The following is a 24,570-nucleotide window of genomic DNA, read 5'->3' as shown; positions in this document are numbered from 1 at the left end:
AAAAGGAAATACCCCATGTTTAAGAGCCCCCTACGTTTGAGTATCGCGCTTGCTTGCTGCGCTCTAGGAGCCTTATCAGGTTGCGAGCCGGAAATAACTAAAATTGAAGATACTCAGCCATTAGAAAAGCTCATCGTGATTGAACACAATCTCGGAGCAACTACTATTTCTCATCGCCCTCAACGAGTGGCAGCATTAGATATGAACGAAGTGGACTTTTTAGATCAGCTAAATGTTCCAATCTCAGGAATGGTGAAAGACTTTGTTCCTCACTTTCTAGCGAAATACAAAGACACACCTGAGATAGCGGATCTTGGTGCGATAGTTCAGCCTAATATGGAAAAGATCTATGCCCTAAAACCAGATCTCGTATTGATGACTCCGCTACATGCTAATCAGTATGAAGAACTCTCTCAACTCGCTCCGACTTTACATTTTGACATCAACTACCGTAATAGTCGTGACCATCACGTCGATACCATTAAGAAACACCTTGTAGAGCTTGGTGAGATCTTTGAAAAGCAGGAGCTAGCCCAACAGAAAGTTGCCGAAATCGATGCAAAAGTCGCAGAAGTGCGCGCTGTTACGAAAGAGCGTTCTGAAAAAGCTTTGGTTGTCATGCATAACAATGGTGCTTTCAGCTCATTTGGCGTTGAGTCTCGTTATGGCTTCGTTTTCGATGTTCTGGGGGTAAAACCAGCGAGTGAAAGAGTGGAGACAGGTTTGCATGGTCAGCCAATTTCTAGCGAGTTCATTAGCCAAGCTGATCCAGACATTCTTTACATCATTGATCGAACAGCAGTAATGGAAGGAAAGCCTGTCATTGATGCGGAACACTTAGCAAACCCACTACTCCGTCAAACCAAAGCATGGAAAAACGACAACGTCGTTTTTGTTGATGCCGATGCTTGGTACATCACTTCAGCAAGCATCACATCTCTGAAAATCATAATTGAAGACATCCTAAAAGGTTACCAAAGCTAAATCTAATAACAATGAGTTGGATCTTAAGTAATTCAACACTCAATCGACGTCAGAACGGATGTGAGCTAGCCCAAACAAAGAAAAGGAATCTATAATGACTCATGACTATCATCAGATAGCGATGGACTCTTCACAGAAAAACAAACCAAGCCCATGTCATATCGCCCTCTTTATTTCACTTCAATTTAGTACTTTTGTCGTACCAATTAGTATCGCTCAAGCTGAAGAAGTCGTAGATGAATCAATGACAGTTTATGGTGAAGCAAACAGAGTTTATGCCGCTGGCAAAGTTTCTCACGCGAGTAATATAGGAATGCTTGGCGATAAAAACCTCATGGAAACGCCTTTCAATACGATTGGATACACAGAAAAACACATTCAAGACCAACAAGCACGCGATATCTCAGATGTAATCTCAGCTTCTGATCCCTCTGTTTTCACCAGCGGTGAAACCGGCTTAAACAAAGAAAGTTTCAAAATAAGAGGTTTCAACTCAGACATTAGCGACGTTATGCTTAATGGATTGTATGGTATCGCTCCTTATTACCGAACCTCTCCTGAAATGTATCAACGTATTGATGTACTTAAAGGTCCTGCTTCTTTGCTCAACGGTATGCCACCGAATGGATCTGTTGGTGGCACCATCAACTTAGTGACAAAAAGAGCACAAGAAACACCAATCACATCTTTCACCGGCAGCTACTTATCGGACACTCAATTCGGAGGACATATCGATATTGGACGTCGCTTTGGTACAAATGAAGAATTTGGTATTCGTTTCAACGGTGCATTTAAAGATGGAGACACCGCGATAAACAACCAAAGCAACAAAACTCAACTTGCATCATTAAGCCTTGATTGGCGTAATGACATTGCTTTCCTTGAAGCAGATTTTTACTACAGTACAGAGCGAGTTGAAGGTGCAAACCGTGGGTTAAGCATCGCTTCTGGTCTCAAAATCCCATCACCTCCTCCATCTGACACATTATTGACGCCAAGTTGGGCCTACAATGATAGCGAAGATAAAGGGATGATGATTCGCGGGGAGCTAAGCGTTAGTGACTCTGTAACTGTATACAGCGCATTGGGTGGTAGCCGTACAGATTTTCATTCAAATGTACCGCAACGAATCAAAATCATCGATAACGAGGGTAACCTAGAGGTATCTCTCGGATCAGTTAAGCTTGAGAACAAACGGACTTCAGGTGAGATAGGTGTTCGTAGCAACTTTGACACTGGCCCAGTAGAACACCACCTTGTACTGAATAGTACTTACTTTAGAGAAGATAAAAATGATTCTCCAACAGGTAATAATAATCCAGCCCCTTGGAACTCGAATATTTATGATCCTGTTTGGGGACCAGAAAATTCAGTTTACGACAACTACTATGGTTTACCTATCGATTCAACTCAGGTCAGCTATGGCATTGCCGATACGTTATCTTTTGTTGATGGGAAATACCAAATCACGCTCGGCTTGCGTTACCAGAGCATTGATTATGAATCTGGAATAATAATGAACGGAATGTCGCTTCCTACCACCAAGTTTAAGGAAAGTACTTACACTCCCGCACTTGCAGCATTATACAAAGTTTCGAGCTCAGTTTCGCTTTATGGTAACTACACCGAAGGCTTAACGAATGGGAAAACAGCAGGCTCTAGCGCTGCAAACGCAGGAGAGGCTTTTGAACCCCAAAAAACCAAACAGACTGAAGCAGGCGTGAAGCTTGACCTGGACGGCTTTGCTCATACGTTCAGTTTATTTGAGATTAAAAAGCCAAATGGGTACCAAGATCCGGATACCAACATTTTTTCTTTCGGTGGTGAACAGCGCAATCGCGGTATTGAATGGGGGTTCTACGGCACACTATCAAAGGACTATACACTCATCGGTGGTATCGCCTATACAGATGCAGAGATTACAAAAGCAACAGATGTGACAGAGGAGGGGAAACAAGCAACTAAGCTACCCGATTTACAAGCTAAACTCGCATTAGAATGGAACCTCCCTGCGATGCGTGATCTCACGCTTATCGGCCAAGCGAACTATATGTCTGAACAATACATTGATGCACAAAACACTCAGGCATTACCTGCACAGACTATTCTTGATCTTGGCGCACGCTACAACTCAAAAATTGCTGAAACAAGCGTGGTTTGGCGCCTTAGCGTAAACAATGTACTGGATGAAGATTACTGGACAACCACCCACTATGCGGACCTAGCTCTTGGCGCACCACGTACAGTGATGCTGTCAGCTACTGCGGATTTCTAATCCCTCCACCTCCCCTTTAGCCTGCCTTCTAAGGGGGGACTTACTCCCATTTGGCTGTTCATGAAAATTCACAACAAATCAAAGGAAGTACTCATCTTCAACATTCAAGCAGACAAAGAGCTCGCAACACCTACGGCCAAAGTTAATTCAAAACATAATCCATCAACGTCCACTTCCATAGGCTTTATATGAAAAACGATAAGAGCTCAATATGCTCTACCACGTTCTCCTTATTTTCGCTTGATAGGCTAGATAAGGTGACAATATGATAAGTAAAATCAGCCAACATTACGTTACGCCTAGCTTAATGCCAGCCTTAAAGCCATCGATTAAGAAGCTTGCTTTGGGAACGTTTTGTGAAGCACTTGCCGCTGTGGCAAAAGTTGGTGCACTGCTATGCTTGATAAACCTTATCGATAAATTTGCAAACCAATGGATTTACGGTGCCATAGGACTTTGGGCGGCTAGCGCACTTGCCTCATCAGTGGGCTCGTGGTTAGTTCATGATGCCGAGTCGCAGTTTTCCACTCGATTACGTCGCCAAGTTGCTCAGCACTTGACGCGCTTGCCAAGCAAGACCATCTCTCAATATGGTGATAATCAACTGCGTCGCATAGTTTCCGAAGACATCAGCACGCTTCACCACATGGTTGCGCATTTGCCTTCAGAACTCGTGACATTCATTGTCGTACCCGCAACTTCTATTTTTATCATGTTGAATCTCACAGGTCCGGTAGCGATGCTTACTCTGCTCCCTGGTCTAATTGCATCATTGTACTACCTACTCTTTTTACCTAGGTTCGCCGCTAAACATGGCAAAGAGCGCATGACAATAATGGGTGATATCGTTACCGCAGTAAACGACTACACAAGAGGTATCCGAGTAAATCGAATTTACGGCACGCAAGCAGGAGCACTCGACAGCTATAATGATGCCACAAGACGCTTTACTCACGGCATAGTGAAATGGGTTGGTAGCGTTGCCCTTCCAGCAGCAATTGCTACCGCATTACTTCAAGCGGTTTCGACTTTCGCAATGGCCTATACCATTGGCTATGAATTAAGTCCCATGGCAATGGCGTCGCTATTCTTTTTTGGTTTGGCCGTCGTATCACCCGCACTGAAGCTTGGCCATGGATTGGACTACGTTAACGCAGGAAAGAATGCTGCAAAGAACATCAGCGACTTTTTACAGCAACCACAAATAGAAAGTGGCAGTTTGAGCGCGGGAGAAAAACCGCTATCACTACAAGCATCAAATATCGTAGTGGCTAATGGAACTGTTAATATTATTGATAACTTCTCCCACTACTTCCCACGGGGTTCATTTACAGCCATCATGGGGCCTAGCGGAGCAGGCAAAAGTACGTTACTACGTCTATTAGCAGGTCAAGAAACACCTCTTTCAGGCTTCGTTACCTTAGGAGGCAATCAACTGTCTAAACTCTCTGAGATATCCCGATACTCCGCCATACGCTATGTACCCCAAGATATCGGTGTACTCAAAACTACCATTAGGCAGAATTTGAAACTATCAACGCCAAGTTCAAGTGACGACGAGCTGAACCAAGCTTTGCAACAAGCTCAATTAAAGATTGACCTCAATTCTGATGCAAGCGTGCTTTCAGGAGGCGAGCAACAACGTGTCGCAATAGCTAACACATTTCTAACTCAAGCCAACGTTCTATTACTGGATGAACCAACCAGTGCTCTCGATAAAAATACGGCCTTCACTGTGATCAGAAATCTCGCGAAGTTTGCGAAAACACAAGACAAGATATTGATCATAATTACTCACGACTCAGAACTCGCGAAACTTGCAGACACTACATTGATGCTCAACAGAAAGGCTCAACGACAGGATGAAGAAGTATGACGGCTCACAATACCCTCTATTCCAATTCGACAATTCCACAAAGTGCAAAGCACCGTCTATATCGAGTCGCTATAGGTTGGGGACTAGTTGCATTATTTGAGGCAACGGCTTACACATTTCTTGCAATATCTATTGTCGAACAAGCTTCACCATTGAACGTCATAATAGCTGCTGTTCTAACTGTGATAGTTACCGTTATTGTAACTCGTTCTGGATTTCTCTCTGGTGCGAAACTGGCTGGGGATCTTTATTCATCAGTAGGTCATTCGCTCAGTAAAGCAAAGTTAGCTTGGTTTAATGATCAGCATAGAACTCAGCTCACCCAACTAGCAGAACGAGGAATACCTGGCTTTATGGCCATTCCTGCTCATCAGCTACAAACATTTTTACACGCTCCAATGTTACCCATATTTTTAATTATCGGTATTGGGGTCGTTGGAGGAGGTGAAATTGCACTACTCAGTGCCGTATTGTTACTAGTTGCACTGCTCGTTCAGTACAAGGCGCAAAGATACCTAAGTCGCTCAGATAGCGACCGACATGACGCAGAGCTTCAAGCGACTAAATCAACACTTGAGCTCATAGATAACCTTGAGTTACTTCGCTCAACAGCGGGGCCTGAGCGCTCAATCGAGCGTATTGAACAGAGTTGGCACGCACAAGAAGAAGCTCATTCAACTATTAATCGTAACGCTTCTATCGCAACCTTAGTATCAGGATTGGCAACGATTTTACCCCTTGCAGGTATCGCCATCTATCTCGTCTTAGAGCCGATTACTCAACCCTTATTAGTCTTGGCTTTATTGATATTGATTACCCGTGCAGCTGCACCTTTGGGTGAACTCGCGTTGGCAGGCTTTGCGATTAACGACGTAAAATCCTCAATTAAAAATTACGCTCAGTTAACGAATGTCCCTGTTCTGCCTGAGCCTAATCCTCAATTTGCAACCTCCCCCAAAAACCATAAGTTCGAACTGAACCTTGTGGGCCATTTAGATCTCTTTGAAGATGCTAGCACGGAGATCAAACAAGGTGATACCGTCGTCATCAATGGAGTCAGTGGCAGTGGCAAAAGCACTTTACTGGGCCTGTTTCTAAGGTTTGATGATCCTGACCAAGGTCTTATTTCGCTCGGAGGGATAGATCTAAAGAGTATCCCTTATGACGTGCTCACCCAGCATATAGCCTATGTTGCTCAAGAACCGGTCATTTTTACTGGCACATTGGCGGATAACATTCGGTTAGGTAATCCCAATGCAAGTGATTATGAAGTTGAGAGCTTTGCAAGACACGCACAATTGGACAAACTTATTGACTCATCTCCTAAAGGAATACATCAAACAGTAGGACAAAGAGGCTCAGGGTTGTCAGGAGGTGAAAGACAGAGAGTCGCAATTGCGCGAGCTCTCATTAAAAAGGCGCCAATCCTCATTTTCGACGAAGCGACGGCAGCATTAGACGAAGCAACCGAAAAAAGTATTGCTCAACATATTCAAACATTGAACTCGACCGTGATTATTGTGACGCATCGCGATCAGAATATATGGTCACCCACATTGGAACTCACGATTGAGGGTAGAAGAGTTATAGTTGCACAGTACAACTCTACTTCCTTGAAAAGTAGGGACAAATTGGCGGCTGAAGAAACTAATAACAATCAATACTTAAATCTAAGCGGTGTCAATTGAGTTTTTTGTCACTTTAGCACATTGTATCATCTAAAGAATCTTACAGGCATGTTGTAAAGCAATAATAATAAAGCGAATTCTCAAGGTTATAATTCTGACTCAATCTGACACAAGATAGACGTAAGTCTTTCCAATACCATCAGCTTTTCGAGTCGGTCATCATACAGCGCATTGTCAATTTTTTTAAAATAGACTCTACACTTTTATAACAATCGATTCTTGTATTGCTCCGGTGTCATGCCGGAGTATTTCTTGAACATCGCGATAAAAGGGCTGGCTTGGTTATAACCTAACGTCAGAGCGACTTCTTTTACGGTCTGCCCTTTACGCAGCAACTCCATAGAATGTAAATATCGCACACGTAAGCGCCACTCAGTAAAGCTCATTCCTAACTCACTCTGGCAATGTCTCGCTAACGTGCGTTCTGTGGTATGCACTTTTGCCGCCCACTCCGCCAAACTGATCTCATCCGTCGGCGATTCTTCTACTGCTTTTAAAATCGGTTCAAGATACTTATTGTCGGTAGTCGGTAAAAAGTGATGTTCGACTTCTTGCTTTGCAAGCTGGTCCAATAACACTTGTACCAAGCGCTTGTCTTCATCAGTTTGCGCCACATTAATGTCTCGCTGACGAAAGTCCTCAATAATAGATGACACGATTGGAGTCACTTTGATCAAGCTCGTTTTAGTTGGAAAATGCGCCGTCAATTCAGGGGCAATATTCAAAGAACAATATTCGATTGGCTTACGGTTGTAGCTAGTGTGACGAATTCCGGCGGGAACCCAAATAGCAAGATGTGGAGGTGCTAGAAATCTTGTGTCTTCTGCATCCATCTCCAGAATCCCACCGCTGATCAGTTGCACTTGCCCCCAAGGGTGGCTATGAATTCGTGTTTCTGTATTAGAGAGAAACGCTTCGAAATTCATAAATACATCTGATGGCGCACGATCGATTGATAAGGAGGGGTGAAGATTTCTGGCGCTCTTTTTCAAAATTGTCTTCCTATCGCTTACGATGTCTTTTAAGAGATACTTTTTATTATAAAGACCTGCCAGACTAGCGCCATCAATAATTGTGCTATAGGGTTCTCATGATTTATTTACTTCCGTTTTTCACCGTTATGATTTGGGGTGGTAACTCAATTGTGAACAAGATGGCTGCGAGCGCCATTGAACCAAGTGCGATGAGTTTCTACCGTTGGTTTGTCGCAATGGTACTCCTAACGCCATTTTGCCTGCCTGCAATCATCAAACAACGACACATTATTCGACCTTACTTAGCTAAGTTGGCGTTTCTTGCGTTACTTGGTATGGTTCTCAACCAGTCACTTGGATACTATGCCGGTTTAACAACAACGGCCTCTAATATGGCCCTGATCACCTCTTTAGTTCCTTTGATCAGTGTGTTTTTAAGTGTCCCATTGCTCGGTAAATCTATATCAATGTTAAGTATCGTCGGTGGTGTCATTTCGCTCGGCGGCTTGGCATTTATGCTTGGTCACGGTGATATCACTTACTTTTTACATCAAGACTTAACGCAAGGTGACAGCTTAATGCTCGTTGCTGCCATGGTATACGCGGCTTATTGTGTTCTGCTAAAACGCTGGAAAATGCCATTCAGTAGTTTGACTCTGGTTTACATGCAGGGCTTCTTTTCTGTTTTGATGCTCACACCACTTTGGCTCTCTAGTGAGCAACTGTTACCAAGCCAAGACGCGCTACCATTAATCGCTTATGCTGGTATTGCTGCTTCCATTTTCGCACCGCTGATGTGGGTAAAAGCGATTGATTCAATTGGTGCTGATTCAAGTGCTATGTTCATGAACCTAATGCCTGTGGTTTCCGTCATACTTGCTTCAACACTAATTGGTGAGAAAATTTACGCTTACCATATTATTGGTGGGTTGTTAGTCATCTCTGGCGTTATCCTGTCGCAAATAAAAGTAAGACAGAGAAAACCATTATCCAATTCTGAGATTGCCTCTACCGCCAATTAACATCTACACCCCAAGCCACAGAACTACGCTGTGGCTTGTCACTTCCAGCGTTCGAATAAAAGTTAATGTTTTGTTTCATTCGCTATTCCCGAAAATTCATCTTGCTGCTAAATTGGGAAAACAATAACCCATCAAGGAAAGACAGATGAGCAGTGGTCAAAGAGACATTACCCTTCGCTTTTTAGCAGAACCCAGCGACGTAAATTTTGGCGGAAAAGTGCACGGCGGCGCCGTAATGAAATGGATCGACTTGGCAGCGTACGCCTGTTCTGCAGCGTGGAGTGGTAAATATTGCATTACCGCATATGCTGGCGGCATTCGGTTTGTTGCGCCGATTCATGTCGGCAACTTAGTCGAAGTTAGCGCGAAAGTCATTTATACCGGACGAAGCTCAATGCACATTGCGATTGACGTGCAAGCCAGTGATCCAAAGCAAATGAAAAACAGACTCACCACTCACTGTATCGTTATCATGGTTGCTGTAGATGAAAACGGAAAACCAACCGATGTACCGAAATGGATTCCAGAGTCAGATGAAGACAAAGCCTTAGAGCAATCCGCTATCCGTCTTATGAACATGCGTAAAGAGATTGGGGAAGAAATGGAAGCACACGTTAAATACCTCAAGTAACTGGCATCCGTTAAGAACGCTATTAAGTACCTCAACGTTACCCAGACCCAGAGTGTGGAGCAACATCATGGTTTTGCCATTTGTTTCACGCTCGCCCTTCTCTGTCATAAATCCTTCACCTAGCTTTGCTTAAATCCATCCATTATTTTAGAGTTGGATAGAGTTTGGATCTTGAGACTAAAAGAAACGACCTTAAGTGAAGAGACGTTGACCAATTTAAAAGCGGTCGAGTACCAGTGGGTGAGAACCATGTACGTCGAGGGGTATAACGAAACAGAAATTAATCATTACATTCAAACTTGCTTTGGCGGTGACGTTACCTTTGCTAATCTATTTCGTCGCGTCGCACTGCAGCAAGAAAGTTTATACACGCTGCTTCAATACGTTGGATGCGCACCTTCCAGCCGAGAGTTTTAATCTCTTCCCTACCTCAATTTCGCTTTTTACTAAGCTCTAGTTATTTATGTGAAGTGCTACGCAGGGCATTATTCAAGCCCTGTGTAATCCATTGCAAAGCCGCTAATCTCTATCTACTTATTGCAAAATTGCCTTTAACAGGCATAAAAAAACCTGAGTCTAAACTCAGGTTATGGTTACAAAAACTGTTAGTGATTGAATCGTAAGGAACTAAGCTAACAGCCAGCTATGCGTAACGCCAATAAAAGCCAAGATATTACTGATCGGCGGCCAAACCAAAATTGTAATATCCGTGCTAAGTATAAGGGCGACCATGTGGTCGCCCTTTTCTAGTTATTCTTATCAATCTCAGACCACAAGAGATTATCCTTTTACACCACCAGCGGTTAGACCACCAACCAACCAGCGCTGCGCAAGTAAGAATACGGCAGTGATTGGCACTGCTGAAAGTACAGCAGCTGCGGCAAAGTCACCCCACAAGTAGTTTTGTGGATATAGGTATTGCTGCATACCCACTGCAAGTGTGTACGAGTCTACATCAGAAAGCAGTAGTGACGCTACAGGAACTTCACCAATTACCATGATGAACGACAAGATGAAGACTACCGCTAGGATTGGCACAGACAGTGGCAGCAATACCAAACGGAATGCTTGCCATGGTGTAGCACCATCAAGAGCCGCCGCTTCTTCTAGAGACGAGTCAATACTTTCGAAGTAGCCTTTAATGGTCCAAACGTGCAGTGCGATACCACCTAAGTAAGCGAAGATCAGACCGCCATGCGTGTTCAGACCAAGGAAAGGAATGTACTGACCCAGTTTGTCGAACAACGCGTACAGAGCAACCAGTGCCAACACCGCAGGGAACATCTGGAAGATCATCATCGCTTTAAGAATGGTGTTCTTACCTTTGAACTTCATACGAGCAAACGCGTAAGCCGATGTGGTTGATAGCGCCACGATTAGGATTGCAGAAATACCACCCACTTTTACCGAGTTCCACAACCATGTCATTACTGGGAATGGTGGCGGTGTAACTGTACCGTCTGGATTAGTCACCGAGAAACCTAATGCCAATTTCCAGTGATCAAGTGTTGGGTTGTCTGGGATCAGGCTACCCGTTGCAAAGTTACCTTCACGGAATGAAATCGCGATGATCATCAGTAAAGGGAAAATAATCAGTGCCAAGAATGCCCACATTGCAATATGAGTAGCCCAAACACGATACTTTAATGACTTACCTTGTACCATTGCCATTGTAATTTCTCCTTAGTCCTGAGCTACTTTAGTTACGCGTAGGTTGATAAGTGCCAATGCGCCAACCAATAGGAAGATAAGCGTTGCTACCGCACTTGCTAGACCGAAGTCTTGACCGCCAGCACCTTCGAATGCGATTCGGTAGGTGTAACTTACTAGCAGGTCGGTGTAACCCGCAGGCTCTGATGTACCAATCATGTTTGGACCACCGCCAGTCAACAACTGGATAAGTACGAAGTTGTTGAAGTTAAATGCAAAACTCGCGATCAACAATGGTGTTAATGGCTTCAACATCATTGGTAGTGTGATACGTGTAAAGTTCGTGACAAAGTTCGCACCATCAATTGCTGATGCTTCATATAAATCGTCTGGAATCGCTTTTAGTAAGCCCATACACAAAATCATCATGTAAGGGAAACCAAGCCAAGTGTTTACAATTAAGATCATGGTTTTCGCCATGAACGGATCAGAGAACCAAGCCGGGCTAATGCCGAACAAGCCTTCCAACAACATGTTGATCTCACCAAAGCTTTGGTTAAACAAACCTTTAAAGATCAAGATAGAAATAAACGCCGGAACTGCATAAGGCAGGATTAGCAACAAACGGTAAACTGAGCGACCTTTAAGTGCTTCCCACTGAACCACACTGGCAAGGACAAGACCAATAACAAGCGTAAATAATACGGTTAGCGCAGAGAAAACAATGGTCCAGATAAAGATACTGATAAACGGCTCTTTGATACCATCATCTTTCCAAACACGCTCAAAGTTGTGGGTACCAATGTTCACCACGAAACCTGGTGACACTGTGCTACCAACAAATTGACCGTTTTCATCGACAGGCTGGTAGTAACCTACTTCCATATTTGGACGTAGCGTTTCTTCAGTCCGGTTGTTGTAAAGCGTTTCACCATCTTCTTGTAATGTGTACAAAGGTACAACTGCAGCAAATTTGCGCAGCCCACTCATGCGGATATCATCACCACTTGGCAAATGTAAATCGACACTGCTCAACGCACTGCGGTTCTTAACAATCGCCTTGATTGATTCTTTTTCACCCGTTACTTCTTCAATTGGTGAAAGATCAAACTCCGATGCTGAAAGGTTATCAAGCTGAAAAGTCGGGCTTGCAAGTAGCTCACCATCTTTTTCAACCACAAGTTGATGGCCTTGCTCCGTTTTATACAAAGTGAACGGGTAGCTATCACCACTTTGGTAAGTTCGGTCCAAAAGTACGTTCTGAGCGCGATCAAAAGAGAGTTGGTTCTTCGCGCTATAGTTGGTAAACGCCAAACCTATGGTGTACGCCAAAGGGAAAAGAATGAAAAGGATCATCCCTGCTATACCAGGGTAGATGTAACGGTGTGCGTACGTCTTTTTACTACCAAAGATGAACAACGCTAAAGCGGTAAGAATGAGCGTAAGTAGTGCAAACGCAATCTCACCGCGAGAATACATAAGGATTGTTGCGTAGCCATTGATGATGCCGACTGTGCCTAAAAGTGACCATTTCATGAACACTTTTTTGCTGCTCGGAAGGCTGGCTTCTGGTGCTGTCATAGCATTTGTACCTTGAACTGACTGCATAGGGAACCTGCTAGCGAATATAGAATAAATATAGAAAAGTAAGGAGGAGTTGCCTCCTCCTTAAAAAGGTCTTACTTAATTATTTAGTCATTTGTTTTTCTGCATCTGCAAGAGCTGCATCGACAGTTTGACGACCGTCAACTACGTTGATGATTGCGTTCTTAGCCGCCCCCCAGAATGCGTTCATTTGAGGGATATTTGGCATGATTTCGCCGTTCATCGCATTGTCCATTGTTGCTGCGATACGAGTATCTGAATCTAGCTCACGTTGGAACGAGTTAAGCGCTACCGCACCTAGAGGCTTATCGTTGTTAACCATACGTAGGCCGTCGTTTGTTAGTAGGTAGTTCTCAATGAACTCAACCGCTAGGTCCTTGTTTGGAGACGCAGTGCTGATACCAGCTGTTAGAACACCAACGAATGGCTTAGAAGATTGACCTTGGAACTTAGGTAGCGTAGTCACGCCGTAGTTAACGCCAGACTTCTCAATGTTGCCCCAAGACCATGGACCGTTGATCGTCATCGCTGTTTTGCCTTGGTTGAACGCAGACTCAGACACTGAGTAATCCATATCCGCAGAGATTACGCCTTTATCAACTAAGCCTTTTACGAAGCTCATTGCGTCTTTAACGCCTTCTTTCGCGATACCAGCGTCTTTAACATCGTAACCTTCAGAAGTGTATTTGAACGCGTAGCCGCCATCAGCCGCCATTAGTGGCCAAGTGAAGTACGGTTCTTTTAGGTTCCACATGATTGCAGACTTGCCGTCTTTTTTAAGTTTTGCATCTAATGCTGCAACCTCTTCCCAAGACTTTGGTGGGTTTGGAACTAGGTCTTTATTGTAGATTAGAGATAGAGACTCAACCGCAACTGGATAGCCGATCAATTTGCCGTCGTAACGTACTGCATCCCAAGCGAAATCAACGATACCTTCTTGAATATTCTTAGAAGGTTTAATTTCTGCTAGCAGGCCAGCTTCTGCGTAACCACCGAAACGGTCGTGAGCCCAGAATACGATATCAGGACCGTCGCCAGTCGCTGCAGTTTGAGGGAATTTGTCTTGAAGGCCATCTGGGTGAGCCACAGTCACTTTAATGCCTGTGTCTTCTTCAAATTTCTTACCAACTTCAGCAAGGCCGTTGTAGCCTTTATCACCGTTGATCCAGATAGTAAGTTGTCCTTCTTCGATGGCAGCATTAGCACCAAAAGAACCCAAAGCAACAAGAGTACCTAGTGCTACAGCGCTTAACTTTTTCATGTTCGTATCCTTTTTATATTTTTGATGTAGGGCTAGTCCATTGAGGTTCAGCCGTATTTCGACATATATCATCTGAAATAATCCAATATGTCTCATCCTCCTAATCCCTACGCCCTTACAATTATGACGTATTTTCGTGATCTAAATCGCCAAGGGTAAGAGACTCAAATCACAAAATGGATAGTTCCTGTGATCGGTTTCAACTTTAGGTGGTGCAATAATGTGATTTCCGACCAACTGCTTTCTTCCTCCTCCTTTTTTACTCCTCCCTTTCTACTCCCCCTACAATTATTTCTATTAGGAGGATGTCGCACTACGCACAATCTTAGAAACTGCAGTCATCCAAGAGTGGATGGTAAGAACCCTTTCCCAGCAGTGCCTACGTATTAGGAAAAAGATTTGCTGGTTTTGCATTGCCAGACGAGTGGAATGTCATTATTAGTGTTGTTTGTGGTAATTATTTCACGGGGGAGACAATACGAATAATGTGGGGGAGAGAAACTCGTACTTGGCTATGATGGGTAGCACTTCTATTCAGGACATTTTATTGAAGTGCTACCCTACTTTTCTTACCAACCGCAAGAACTTACCGATTCCTACTGTTACTGCTCGCTAGATAATTCATATAATGATGAGCGGTGAATAATAAAAAATTGATCGAGGACGAGCTACATGGCGAGTGTCACGTTAAAAAATGTTTGTAAAGCGTATGGCGACGTACTGATTTCTAAGAACGTAGACCTAACAATCAACGAAGGTGAATTTGTTGTTTTCGTAGGTCCATCAGGTTGTGGTAAATCTACCCTTTTACGTTGTATTGCCGGTCTTGAAGACATTACTTCAGGTGATTTGTATATTGGTGACCAGCGCATGAATGACGTCGAACCATCCAAACGTGGTGTTGGTATGGTATTCCAGTCTTACGCTCTTTACCCGCACCTTAACTTATATGACAACATGTCATTTGGCTTGAAACTAGCAAAAGCAGACAAAGCAGAAATCGACAAGCGTGTTGAACAAGCAGCAGAAATCCTACAACTAGGCCACTTGCTTGAGCGCCAACCAAAAGCACTTTCTGGTGGACAGCGTCAACGTGTGGCGATTGGCCGAACATTGGTATCGCAGCCAAATGTATTCCTTCTAGACGAGCCACTATCAAACTTGGATGCGGCACTGCGTGTAAACATGCGTGCACAAATTACTAAGCTACAACGCCAACTTGGTTGTACCATGATCTACGTAACGCACGATCAGGTAGAAGCGATGACAATGGCAGATAAAATCGTTGTACTAGACGGCGGTTATGTATCGCAAGTTGGTAAGCCGCTTGAGCTTTACCATTACCCACAAAACCGCTTTGTAGCTGGCTTTATCGGTTCTCCGAAAATGAACTTCATGAGCGTGTTCATTGATGAAGTAGAAGCAGAGCGCGTCAAAGTTCAACTATCTAACGGCGTATCTTTCTGGATTCCAGTGGATGGTACAACAGTTAACCGCGGCGACCGAATGTCTTTAGGCATTCGCCCTGAGCACCTATTATCCGCTTCTGAAGCTGATGCAAGTATTCACGGTGAAGTGATGATTGTTGAGAAGCTAGGTAACGAAACTCAAGTATACCTAAACCTAGAAGGTGCGGACGCCGACGTTATTTTCCGTCAGCCTGACACGCTTGCAGTCGACACTGGCGATAAAATCGAGATCGGTATTCCAGCTCATCGTTGTCACCTGTTCCACAGTGATGGTCGCGCATGCCGCCGCCTATACAAAGAAAACGGCGTAGAAGTCGAATAATTCATTCGTCCTTACTCAAAAAAATCCCTCTCAAGTGAGAGGGATTTTTTTATCTTAATAAATATCAGCAATTCGATACTAAATCATTAATCGTGAACGAATCAAATCACCCGTTTCTTCTACCCTCACATAAACCATTGTCTTTGTACTGATACTTCATTTTTAATACTTTTCCTCATTCCTCATAAGTAAGTACCAGCTTTTTCCTAACCCGCCAAACTTAGCCAAAGGGCTAAATATCATTCTTATTTCCACTTACCTCAACAAAGCAAATTTTTACACTTATCAACGAAATTACACGTGACAAAAAACTCAGCAGCATTCCACAGAATGCTCTGTGCACTAACTACTAATAACGTTCACGACACGGCAATTGGGGAAGACACCCAAGGGCGGTAGCGTGTCAGAAGGGAAACTGAGTCATGAAACAAAAAGGACTTATCCGCTCTCATGAGATGGAGTTCGCTTTTTTATATCGCATCTCAGATCTTGCTGTCATCGTCTCTTTTATGCTGCTTTTAGTGTTCAAAGACATGAATACTGCGATGGGGAAAGATTACGTCATATTGGCTTTCGTTGGAGGCATCTCTTTTCTATTTATGGCAGAAAGCGGCAATCTGTATCGCTCTTGGCGAACCAGTTCGTTTAAAGAGCAGATGTTTATTGTCTGTGTTTCTTGGGCGGTGACTTCTGCACTTATCTTTATTGTGCTGTATTTTTCTGAAGTCCATACCTTATTTGATAACACAATTTTAGTGCTGTGGTTTGCGATTACGCCCGCTCTGCTCTTAGCATGGCGAGTAACATTCCGTACCGGATTAGCCTATTTGAGAAAAAAAGGATTCAACACTCGCACTGCGATCATCATCGGCCAAACTCCTCACGGCATTACCCTAGCTAACGAAATTCAAAACCACACAGAACACGGCGTGCTTTTTGATGGCTTTTACGACGAACGATCTTCCGGCAGATTGCCAAATTCTGATTATCCTATTAAAGGAGCTGTTGACCACGCCCTTGAGCGAGCTAAAAAAGGGGAAGTAGATTACGTCTATATCGCGATGCCAATGCACGCAAAAGAGCGCATTGCGTCACTTCTTAACCAATTCTCAGATACCACCGCAAATACGTATCTGATTCCCGACTTCTTCACTTATAACCTTTTACATTCTCGTTGGGCGCAGATCGGCCAAGTTCAAACACTAAGTGTCTTTGATACACCTTTTGCTGGAATTTCTTCTTGGGTAAAACGGTTTGAAGACATCTTGTTTTCGAGCATTATTTTGGTCTTAATCGCCCCTATTCTATTCGTCATTGCGATTGGCATTAAGGCAACGTCTAAAGGCCCTGTCATCTTTAAACAACATCGGTACGGTCTTGATGGACGCAAGATTGAAGTCTGGAAGTTCCGTTCAATGACAACCATGGATCAAGGTTCCAACGTGAAACAGGCGACAAAGAACGATCCTCGTATTACGCCTTTTGGCGGATTTCTACGTCGCACCTCTTTGGACGAACTACCTCAATTTATCAATGTACTGCAAGGGACCATGTCTATTGTCGGCCCACGCCCTCATGCCGTGGCACACAATGAAGAATACCGTCAGATCGTGGATCGCTACATGCTACGTCACAAAGTAAAACCAGGCATTACTGGCTGGGCACAGATTAATGGTTATCGCGGCGAAACCGACACCTTAGAAAAAATGGAAAAGAGAGTCGAGTTTGATTTGGATTACATCCACCATTGGTCGGTTTGGATGGACATCAAAATCATCTTTATGACCGTTTTCAAAGGCTTCACTGGTGCTAACGCTTACTAAGGTTGAGATTATGAAGAAACTGACAATGGCAATAGCATTGAGTCTGTTTTCTACTGACTTGCTCGCAGAACCGATGGCTTACCAAACCGAGTCTGGTATAGAGTTGATTCCCCTCGTAAAAACTTTCTACGAGGGAGATGACAACATCAATAAAGCGGAAAAATCCGGCAATGTAGAATCGGTCAATATTTGGGGTATAGAACCAAGCTTACTAGCACGTATAGAACGGAATCGCTATCGCGCAGATATTTTATATAAGTTAAAAGCGGGCTTTTCATCTGACGATCGCAACGACTTCGACGACCACACTTTTCAGTTTTCCAACTTTTTCGAATTTAATCATCGTCATCGTTTAGTGGTTGATTACCGTTTTCGCGCCCAGCATGAAGTTCGAGGAGAAGATATTACCGAAGGTAATGGTAGCGCAATCGACTCACCAATAGAGTTCAACCGTAACGATGTAAAAACCAATTATGTCTTTGGATCTAACGGTGCCAAAGGCAGACTCGAATTCGGTTTAGGCTATAGTGATAAAACCTATCAAAACTATCGTGACGGCTTGCCTGGGCGCCCAAACGCTAAAACTAAATACAACGATTTTCGAGCTCCCAATGCACATTTGGAGTTCTATTTAAGAGCGACGCCAAGAACCTATTGGTTAGTCGGAACAAACCAAATCATAACCGAGTATCAGCACCGAAATTCTGCGCAGCCATCGAAAGATAACAACACCAGTTTCTATTACACCGGTGCCGAATGGGAAGTTACAGGAAAAACCAAAGGCATCGCTCGACTCGGTTATCAAATCAAAGATTTTGACAGCGCTCAACGAGAGACATTTAAAGGCTTTAGTTGGGATATCGGCTTTGAATGGTTGCCTCAAGAACAAACTCTAGTCAGCGTGAAAACCACTCAGGCGGCGGTTAACCCCGATCAAGATGGCGATTACAACCTACAAACTCGTTACCGACTGAACCTCAAGCACGATTGGAATAGTTACCTTGCAACTCGCTTAGGTGCTGTTTATCAACAAGATGATTACACGGGAATCTCCAGAAACGACGATCGGTACACTCTATCTTTTGGTATCGATTATCAGATCAAACGTTGGATACAGCTGCAAGCCGATTGGCAATACCAAGATAAAAACTCTAGCCGATCGGGTTATAGCTTCGAACAAAACATTTGGACTTTAAGCGCACAGTTTTCTCTGTAAAAAGGATTATTAATGAAGGCATTCATCAAATTCATGAGTGTAGCGTTGTTGCTATTTAGCACTTTGGTCAACGCTGACTCAAACGAGGAAGATTACTTACTCGATACTGGCGATACCATTTCCGTGCAGGTCTATGGTGAAGAAGATCTTACGATTAAAAATATTCTAATAACGTCAGATGGCTATTTTGATTACCCCTACCTTGGCCGAATCAAAGCAATCAAAAAAACACCAAAACAACTCAAGTACGAAATAGAAACGGGCTTAAAAGGCGATTATCTCATCAATCCAAAAGTGATGGTCACCATCAATAACTTTCGTCTGTTTTACGTTAATGGCGAGGTCAGGAAACCTGGTGGATTTGAGTACCGTCCAGGGTTAACCATAGAGAAGGCCATCGCTCTAGCAGGTGGCTTGACCGACAGAGCCTCACGCAAAGGCATTAACCTCACCAAGCATAAAACAGGTCAAACGATGGAAGGGGTCAGTATGCACCGCAACGTTGAACCTGGTGACATTGTATTTATTGACCAGAGCTTCTTTTAAGTGACAGGGAATCAAATGAACGGGACTCATCCAAATAATCTCCAGATGAACAAAGTAGAACTGATTCGTTTTGGCCATCACTTCAAAGCGATTAAAAAGAATTGGCTAAGCATCGCAGCATTCACGCTTCTGTTCTCATTAACTTGTACTTGGTATATCTACTCCAAAGCATCGATATACCAAGCTACAGCTACGCTACTCATCCAAGAGGAGCAAAAAAGCGCCCTTTCAATCGAGGAAGTATATGGCGTCGACACGACAAAAAAAGAGTACTTTCAAACGCAAATCGCCATTTTAAAATCGAATCATATTGCAGATAAGGTCATTAGAGAGCTGAACCTCACCCAATTACCTGAATTCACAAGCTCAGGGGGGTTAAATAAAAAAATCGACCAAATAAAGTCGATTCCTTTTGTTCAAGACCTACTGAATGTGGCACCAAGCCCAAAAGAAACCGCCCAGTTTTCAGAGTCCTATTATCAGGCACTTCAAGCTTTCAGAAGTAAACTCGATATTGAGCCAGTACGTAACACCCAATTAGTCAGAATTCGCTTTCGTTCTACCGATCCTAAGCTTGCGACGACAATCGCCAACGCGGTCGGCCAAGCCTACATTGACGCAAATTTTGAAGCCAAATTGGTCGTTACACAAAATGCGGCTACTTGGTTGACAAATAACTCTCAAAAATTGGAGGAGCGATTACGTAACTCGGAGCAAGCGCTGCAAGAATTCTTGTTAAAAGAAGGGTTGATCGATATCAACGGTATTGATGAAATTTACGCAAATGAGCTAGAAGAACTCACTCGCAAGCTGAATATCGCTGTTAATAAGCGTATTGAAGCGCAGACGTTAATCAAACTGTTACGACGTAAATCTTCGCAAAGTTTAGACAGCTTGTTGTCAATTGATGAATTCGCTAATCAAGCGCAAATCCGCGATCTAAAATTGTCGGAAGCACAGGCAGCCAAAAATCTCTCTGAACTGGCACAGCGCTACGGACCTAAGCATGATCGAATGATTCAGGCGAAAGCACAGCTTGCTGAAATTCAATCAAGAACCCAGCAACTCATTCGTGACATTTCCTTCAGTAAGCAACAAGACCTTCTTGCTGCAAAAGCGCAAGAGGACATGCTTCGAGCAGAGCTCGATAACAAAAAGTCAGACTTCCAATCGTTAGGGTCACAAAAAGCGCGTTACGAACAGTTAAAACGCGAGGTTGAATCCAATAAGGCACTCTATGAAGCGTTCTTAAATCGTGAGAAAGAGACCAACGCCACCAGCGACTACAAGAATGTCACTGCTCGCTTTACTGATAAAGCCATCATCCCTCTATTCCCGGTGGCACCACAACGAATCAAACTGGTACTAATTGCCACCTTTTTTGGCTTTGCCATTGCTTGCGCTCTGGTCATCATCTTAGAAACGATGCGAGAAGTTATCCGAAGCACAGCCGATGTGCAGGAAAAACTTGGTGTTACGTGTTTAGGTGTGATTCCTATGGTCAAAAAACGCAATTTGCGTAAAAACGGCGTCAGTTATACCGCGTATTTAGATGATGAAGAAAAGCTATTTAGTGAAGCTTGCCGCTCCGTCAGAACCTCGCTTCTGCTCAGATTAACCAACACGAAGCAAAAGATATTGCCCTTTACCTCTGCTATTCCAGAAGAAGGAAAAACATCGACCAGTATCAATATGGCGGTGTCGTTTTCAAAAATGGAAAAGGTGTTGATCATCGACTGCGATTTACGTCGACCTTCCATCGCAAAGCGATTCGGTATTGCTGAATCAAGCCCTGGCTTAACGCATATCCTGACGATGGATACGCCAATCAAAGATTGTGTTACACATATAAAAGAAGCCAACTTAGATGTATTATCGGCCGGCCTAATTCCGCCAAACCCACAGGAATTACTGGCTTCTGATCGCTTTAAAAAGTTGCTCGAACATTTTCAAAATAAGTATGACCGGATCATTATCGATACGCCGCCCCTACTGTCAGTGAGTGACGCACTTATTCTTGGTCAGTATGCCAATGGTCTGATCACCGTCATTCGCTCAGAATCAACAAAATCATCACTGGTTAACCTTGCGTTATCTAAACAAATACAACACTCAGTTCCATCTCTTGGCGTCTTAATCACACAAGCCAAGGCCAAGGAAGGAGAGACGCTTTATGTCCAGAAATACGCCTACTAACGTAAACCTATCTTGGTACCAAACCTTGAAAAGCCAAGAACAACCGGTATTGATCTATCAAATGGGCAAAGTAGGTTCGAGTGCATTAGAGCATTCCATTCCTGACTCGATTCACTTGCACGACCTTATGACCGTCGATGCGCAAAAACAAATATCCCCCGTTAGAGCGCAATTGCATAAGCCTCAGATCAATGCGTTAAAGCGACGACTAAAGCGCATAACGATGAGCCGCATGTTAAAGCGTAAGAAAAAAGTTCGAATTATCTCGCTGGTGCGTGAACCGATCGGACGAAATGTCTCAATGTTCTTTCAAGCACTTCCTTTTTGGATGGCGGACAAATATCTAAAGGATGACAGCGCAATACGTACCGAACGACCGCAATTACTCCAAGAAGCATTTGATAAGCACATGAATCATCAATATGCGCTGCAGTGGTTTGACAACGAGATCAAACAACTAACAGGGATTGATGTGTTTAACGAGTCTTTTAATCACGAAGTAGGCTATCAAACATACCATAACAATAACTTCTCACTGTTGGTCATTCGAAGTGACAAGCTAACGAAGGCTAACTCCGCAGTTGAAGACTTTTTAGGTTACCCCGTGGATGTTGTTTATGAAAATCAATCAGACAACAAATGGTACTCGCCACTAATGAAAGAATTCAAAACGCAATTTCAACCTACACCCGAGTACGTTGAAGAAATGTTCTCATCAAAATTAGCACAACGTTTCTTTTCAAACTCTGAAATCCTATCACTCAAGGAAAAGTATTTAAATGAAAATACTACACATAATCAATGACTTATCTAGCAATGGTGGAGCACAGCGCTTTCTTGTAGATCTAGTAGTCCAGCATATGCCTCAATATAAAATACGAGTTCTCATTCTTAATCCAGACAATGATTTCGAGGAAAAACTGAAAGAAAGTGAAGTGACGTGCTATGTTTGGAAGTCACTGTCTCTAATTGAAAAATGGAAAATACTCCAATGGCCAGATTTGGTACATAGTCATTTATTTCCTTCTATATACCTCGCTCTATTTTCCTTTGGAAAAAGGAAAATACAAACAGAACATAACACAACTAATCGACGCAGGGACTATCCATTATTTAAGTTTATGGAGCACCTTCTTTATATGAGCAATGACAAAACTATTTGCATCACTCACAAGGTTCAAGAAGCATTAGTTAAATTCATACCAGCATACAAAGACCGCTATGAAGTAATATTCAATGGTGTAGATCTTCATCGATTCTCTAGACAACCTAAATTATATAAGGCGCTAGAAAAAAAAGGAGTTATAAACATAGGAATGGTTGGTAGGCTTCATCACTATAAGGACCACGATACATTAATATGTGCAATAGCTAAATTACCAGAAAACTACCACCTCCATCTAGCTGGAGACGGAGAAAAAAAACAAGTTCTTAGAAAAAAAGCAAAAGATTTGAACTGCGATCATCGTATACATTGGTATGGTATCACATCTGACATTCCTCGATTCTTATCTAGTCTCGATCTGTATGTGCAATCTTCAAAAGTAGAAGGTTTTGGTCTTGCGGCTGTAGAGGCTATGGCTGAAGGGTTACCAGTTCTAGGCTCGGACGTCCCCGGACTAAATGAAGTAATCGGAGATAAAACTTATTTATTTAAACAAGGTCAATCCGATGACTTAATAACAAAAATACTTCACATAGTGGGTAGTAAAAGCTCCTATGAAGCTGCTTCCTGTTTTTTTGTCGAACGTTGTAACCAGTTTACTTTGAATAACTTTAGGAACAGCTATTACAAAATTTATGATGAACTTTGTACCGATAAATAACCAAACTCCGATAATAGCTGCGTGCTTACTAACATTGTTCTTTATTCCTATGAAGTTTCGTGCTGGAGGAATAGCGCTAGCCCCTTCTGACATCGCAAGCCTTTTGTCCATTGGTTTTACTGCATTAGTGGTATTGGAAGGAAAAGCTGAAAAACTCATGCATCCCTGTATGGGGTTCCTCGTATTGTTCACTGGGTATGTGTTCATAAATGGTCTGCTAAATCGCGTCCCTTTAATGCCGCTAGTTATAGAAACTGTGCAATGGTTAGCGATTTTGTGCCTACTGAGCCTAATGTACGCCTATGGCGTGTTTGATGACGAACGGGTAATGGTTTATTTCACGTATCTGTTGTTTTTCATCTGTTCGCTCGTTGCCTTATGGCACTTTGCTCAGGGCTATCAAAGCGGGTTTAAGTTACTCGGAGTAAGTAAATACGGGTTCGGTGTACTGTGCTCACTACTGTACCTTTATCGAGATAAAATTCGCGCTTTCCACCTTTTGATGCTCGTAGCTTTAGTATTACTGGTGTTGTCACAAGAAAGAAAAGCGCTACTTGGTTTTTGTCTGCTTTTCTTCTTTGACCAACTGCTCGTAAAAAACTTAATGAGAAAATCGCTCAGAGAAACGTACACGTGGACGATTTTATTAGCCTTAAGCTTCATTGTGTTTACTGCCGTCACAACCACACTCTACGTTGGGTTTGAAACGCTAGCAGACACATTGGAAATAACCCAAGAAGACGTCTTATTTGCCAACCAAAGTGAAGCGCGCTGGGTATCGAATCTTCATAGAAAACTTTTACTTGCCAATGGGCTAGATATTTTATTTCAACACCCGGTGTTAGGTGTCGGCGCGAAAATGTTACCCAACTTTATGATCAGTTACTTTAATTATGATGAGCTGGCGATCTACACCCACAACTTTGTGTTAGATACCGCAATTGAATACGGATTGCTTGGTATTGGTCTGCTGTTTGGTGGTTATTTTCTTTTTATTCGCTTTTGCTTCCGTAGTCTTAATGAAAACAGAAAAAGCCTATTACTTGCGATATACGCCCTCATCATGGTGTTTTTCGTTGCGGTAAACACCACCATAATTTTAATACTCTTATTACCCGTCATGATCAGCATGAGCAACGACTCAAGGGCCATTGCTCATACTTTTCCGGTAAACCATCACCACGAATATGAATAATCAAGGATAGG

At 43.1% G+C, this 24,570-nt stretch carries 19 protein-coding genes; 15 read left to right on the top strand and 4 right to left on the bottom strand.

All coding sequences use genetic code 11. The annotated features are described in order from the left end of the window. The first annotated feature begins 15 nt into the window (after positions 1 to 15). The 4 genes from R7H07_RS09710 to R7H07_RS09695 all read left to right on the top strand — a co-directional run bounded on the left by R7H07_RS09710 (position 16) and on the right by R7H07_RS09695 (position 6,823). Positions 16 to 984, top strand: coding sequence for a siderophore ABC transporter substrate-binding protein (locus R7H07_RS09710; protein ID WP_054578650.1), 969 nt, complete (start codon positions 16 to 18; stop codon positions 982 to 984). 94 nt (positions 985 to 1,078) lie between these two features. Next, positions 1,079 to 3,259, top strand: coding sequence for a TonB-dependent receptor (locus R7H07_RS09705; protein WP_054578649.1), 2,181 nt, complete (start codon positions 1,079 to 1,081; stop codon positions 3,257 to 3,259). A gap of 265 nt (positions 3,260 to 3,524) precedes the next feature. Further along, positions 3,525 to 5,135, top strand: coding sequence for an ATP-binding cassette domain-containing protein (locus tag R7H07_RS09700; protein WP_054578648.1), 1,611 nt, complete (start codon positions 3,525 to 3,527; stop codon positions 5,133 to 5,135). After that, positions 5,132 to 6,823: an ABC transporter ATP-binding protein gene (locus tag R7H07_RS09695; protein ID WP_005375285.1), complete on the top strand. Its 1,692-nt coding sequence runs from the start codon at positions 5,132 to 5,134 to the stop codon at positions 6,821 to 6,823. Before R7H07_RS09700 ends, R7H07_RS09695 begins: the two co-directional genes overlap by 4 nt. 203 nt (positions 6,824 to 7,026) lie before the next feature. Here the strand turns inward: R7H07_RS09695 and R7H07_RS09690 are convergent, their stop codons facing one another. Further along, positions 7,027 to 7,815: an AraC family transcriptional regulator gene (locus R7H07_RS09690; protein ID WP_005385013.1), complete on the bottom strand. Its 789-nt coding sequence runs from the start codon at positions 7,813 to 7,815 to the stop codon at positions 7,027 to 7,029. 98 nt (positions 7,816 to 7,913) lie between these two features. On the opposite strand from R7H07_RS09690, the gene R7H07_RS09685 reads away from it, so the two are divergent. From R7H07_RS09685 to R7H07_RS09675, 3 genes are all read left to right on the top strand, one after another. Beyond that, positions 7,914 to 8,819, top strand: a complete 906-nt coding sequence (locus R7H07_RS09685) for a DMT family transporter (protein ID WP_017821248.1) — start codon at positions 7,914 to 7,916, stop codon at positions 8,817 to 8,819. 145 nt (positions 8,820 to 8,964) lie between these two features. Continuing rightward, positions 8,965 to 9,450: an acyl-CoA thioesterase gene (locus R7H07_RS09680; protein ID WP_005375279.1), complete on the top strand. Its 486-nt coding sequence runs from the start codon at positions 8,965 to 8,967 to the stop codon at positions 9,448 to 9,450. A gap of 171 nt (positions 9,451 to 9,621) precedes the next feature. After that, positions 9,622 to 9,867 (top strand): hypothetical protein, encoded by a 246-nt coding sequence (locus R7H07_RS09675; protein WP_005375277.1) that lies wholly within the window; start codon positions 9,622 to 9,624, stop codon positions 9,865 to 9,867. Positions 9,868 to 10,230: 363 nt separating this feature from the next. Here R7H07_RS09675 and malG read toward each other — a convergent pair whose 3' ends face one another. The 3 genes from malG to malE form a co-directional block, all read right to left on the bottom strand. Continuing rightward, positions 10,231 to 11,121, bottom strand: coding sequence for a maltose ABC transporter permease MalG (malG, locus tag R7H07_RS09670; RefSeq protein WP_005375275.1), 891 nt, complete (start codon positions 11,119 to 11,121; stop codon positions 10,231 to 10,233). A 12-nt stretch (positions 11,122 to 11,133) separates the two neighbouring features. After that, the gene (gene malF / locus R7H07_RS09665) at positions 11,134 to 12,708 is read right to left on the bottom strand and encodes a maltose ABC transporter permease MalF (RefSeq protein ID WP_005375273.1); all 1,575 of its coding nucleotides are present in this window, start codon (positions 12,706 to 12,708) and stop codon (positions 11,134 to 11,136) included. Positions 12,709 to 12,787: 79 nt separating this feature from the next. Then, positions 12,788 to 13,966: a maltose/maltodextrin ABC transporter substrate-binding protein MalE gene (malE, locus tag R7H07_RS09660; protein WP_005375272.1), complete on the bottom strand. Its 1,179-nt coding sequence runs from the start codon at positions 13,964 to 13,966 to the stop codon at positions 12,788 to 12,790. Between the two features lie 672 nt (positions 13,967 to 14,638). On the opposite strand from malE, the gene malK reads away from it, so the two are divergent. The 8 genes from malK (at position 14,639) to R7H07_RS09620 (ending at position 24,559) form a co-directional block, all read left to right on the top strand. Next, positions 14,639 to 15,757: a maltose/maltodextrin ABC transporter ATP-binding protein MalK gene (malK, locus tag R7H07_RS09655; protein WP_005375271.1), complete on the top strand. Its 1,119-nt coding sequence runs from the start codon at positions 14,639 to 14,641 to the stop codon at positions 15,755 to 15,757. A gap of 422 nt (positions 15,758 to 16,179) precedes the next feature. Then, entirely contained in the window at positions 16,180 to 17,580 is a 1,401-nt protein-coding gene (locus R7H07_RS09650) for an undecaprenyl-phosphate glucose phosphotransferase (protein ID WP_065275439.1), read from the top strand. A 10-nt stretch (positions 17,581 to 17,590) separates the two neighbouring features. Next, positions 17,591 to 18,796, top strand: coding sequence for an outer membrane beta-barrel protein (locus R7H07_RS09645; RefSeq protein WP_054701816.1), 1,206 nt, complete (start codon positions 17,591 to 17,593; stop codon positions 18,794 to 18,796). A 12-nt stretch (positions 18,797 to 18,808) separates the two neighbouring features. After that, positions 18,809 to 19,342, top strand: a complete 534-nt coding sequence (locus tag R7H07_RS09640) for a polysaccharide biosynthesis/export family protein (RefSeq protein ID WP_005375265.1) — start codon at positions 18,809 to 18,811, stop codon at positions 19,340 to 19,342. Between the two features lie 15 nt (positions 19,343 to 19,357). Further along, the gene (locus tag R7H07_RS09635; protein WP_206958991.1) at positions 19,358 to 21,538 is read left to right on the top strand and encodes a GumC family protein; all 2,181 of its coding nucleotides are present in this window, start codon (positions 19,358 to 19,360) and stop codon (positions 21,536 to 21,538) included. Then, the gene (locus R7H07_RS09630) at positions 21,516 to 22,343 is read left to right on the top strand and encodes a putative capsular polysaccharide synthesis family protein (RefSeq protein WP_206958994.1); all 828 of its coding nucleotides are present in this window, start codon (positions 21,516 to 21,518) and stop codon (positions 22,341 to 22,343) included. The genes R7H07_RS09635 and R7H07_RS09630 overlap by 23 nt, the downstream gene beginning before the upstream one ends. Next, positions 22,318 to 23,364, top strand: coding sequence for a glycosyltransferase (locus R7H07_RS09625; RefSeq protein ID WP_170897549.1), 1,047 nt, complete (start codon positions 22,318 to 22,320; stop codon positions 23,362 to 23,364). The genes R7H07_RS09630 and R7H07_RS09625 overlap by 26 nt, the downstream gene beginning before the upstream one ends. Then, a complete protein-coding gene (locus tag R7H07_RS09620) occupies positions 23,339 to 24,559 on the top strand; it encodes an O-antigen ligase family protein (RefSeq protein ID WP_373920869.1) in 1,221 nt (406 codons plus the stop codon). Before R7H07_RS09625 ends, R7H07_RS09620 begins: the two co-directional genes overlap by 26 nt. Positions 24,560 to 24,570: the final 11 nt, after the last annotated feature.

This window comes from Vibrio sp. Vb1127 (assembly GCF_033338735.1).
In the GTDB taxonomy this organism is placed as follows: Bacteria; Pseudomonadota; Gammaproteobacteria; order Enterobacterales; family Vibrionaceae; genus Vibrio; species Vibrio alginolyticus.
The sequence above is the reverse complement of the archived record's forward strand: the minus strand, read 5'-3'. Positions and strand labels throughout refer to the sequence as shown.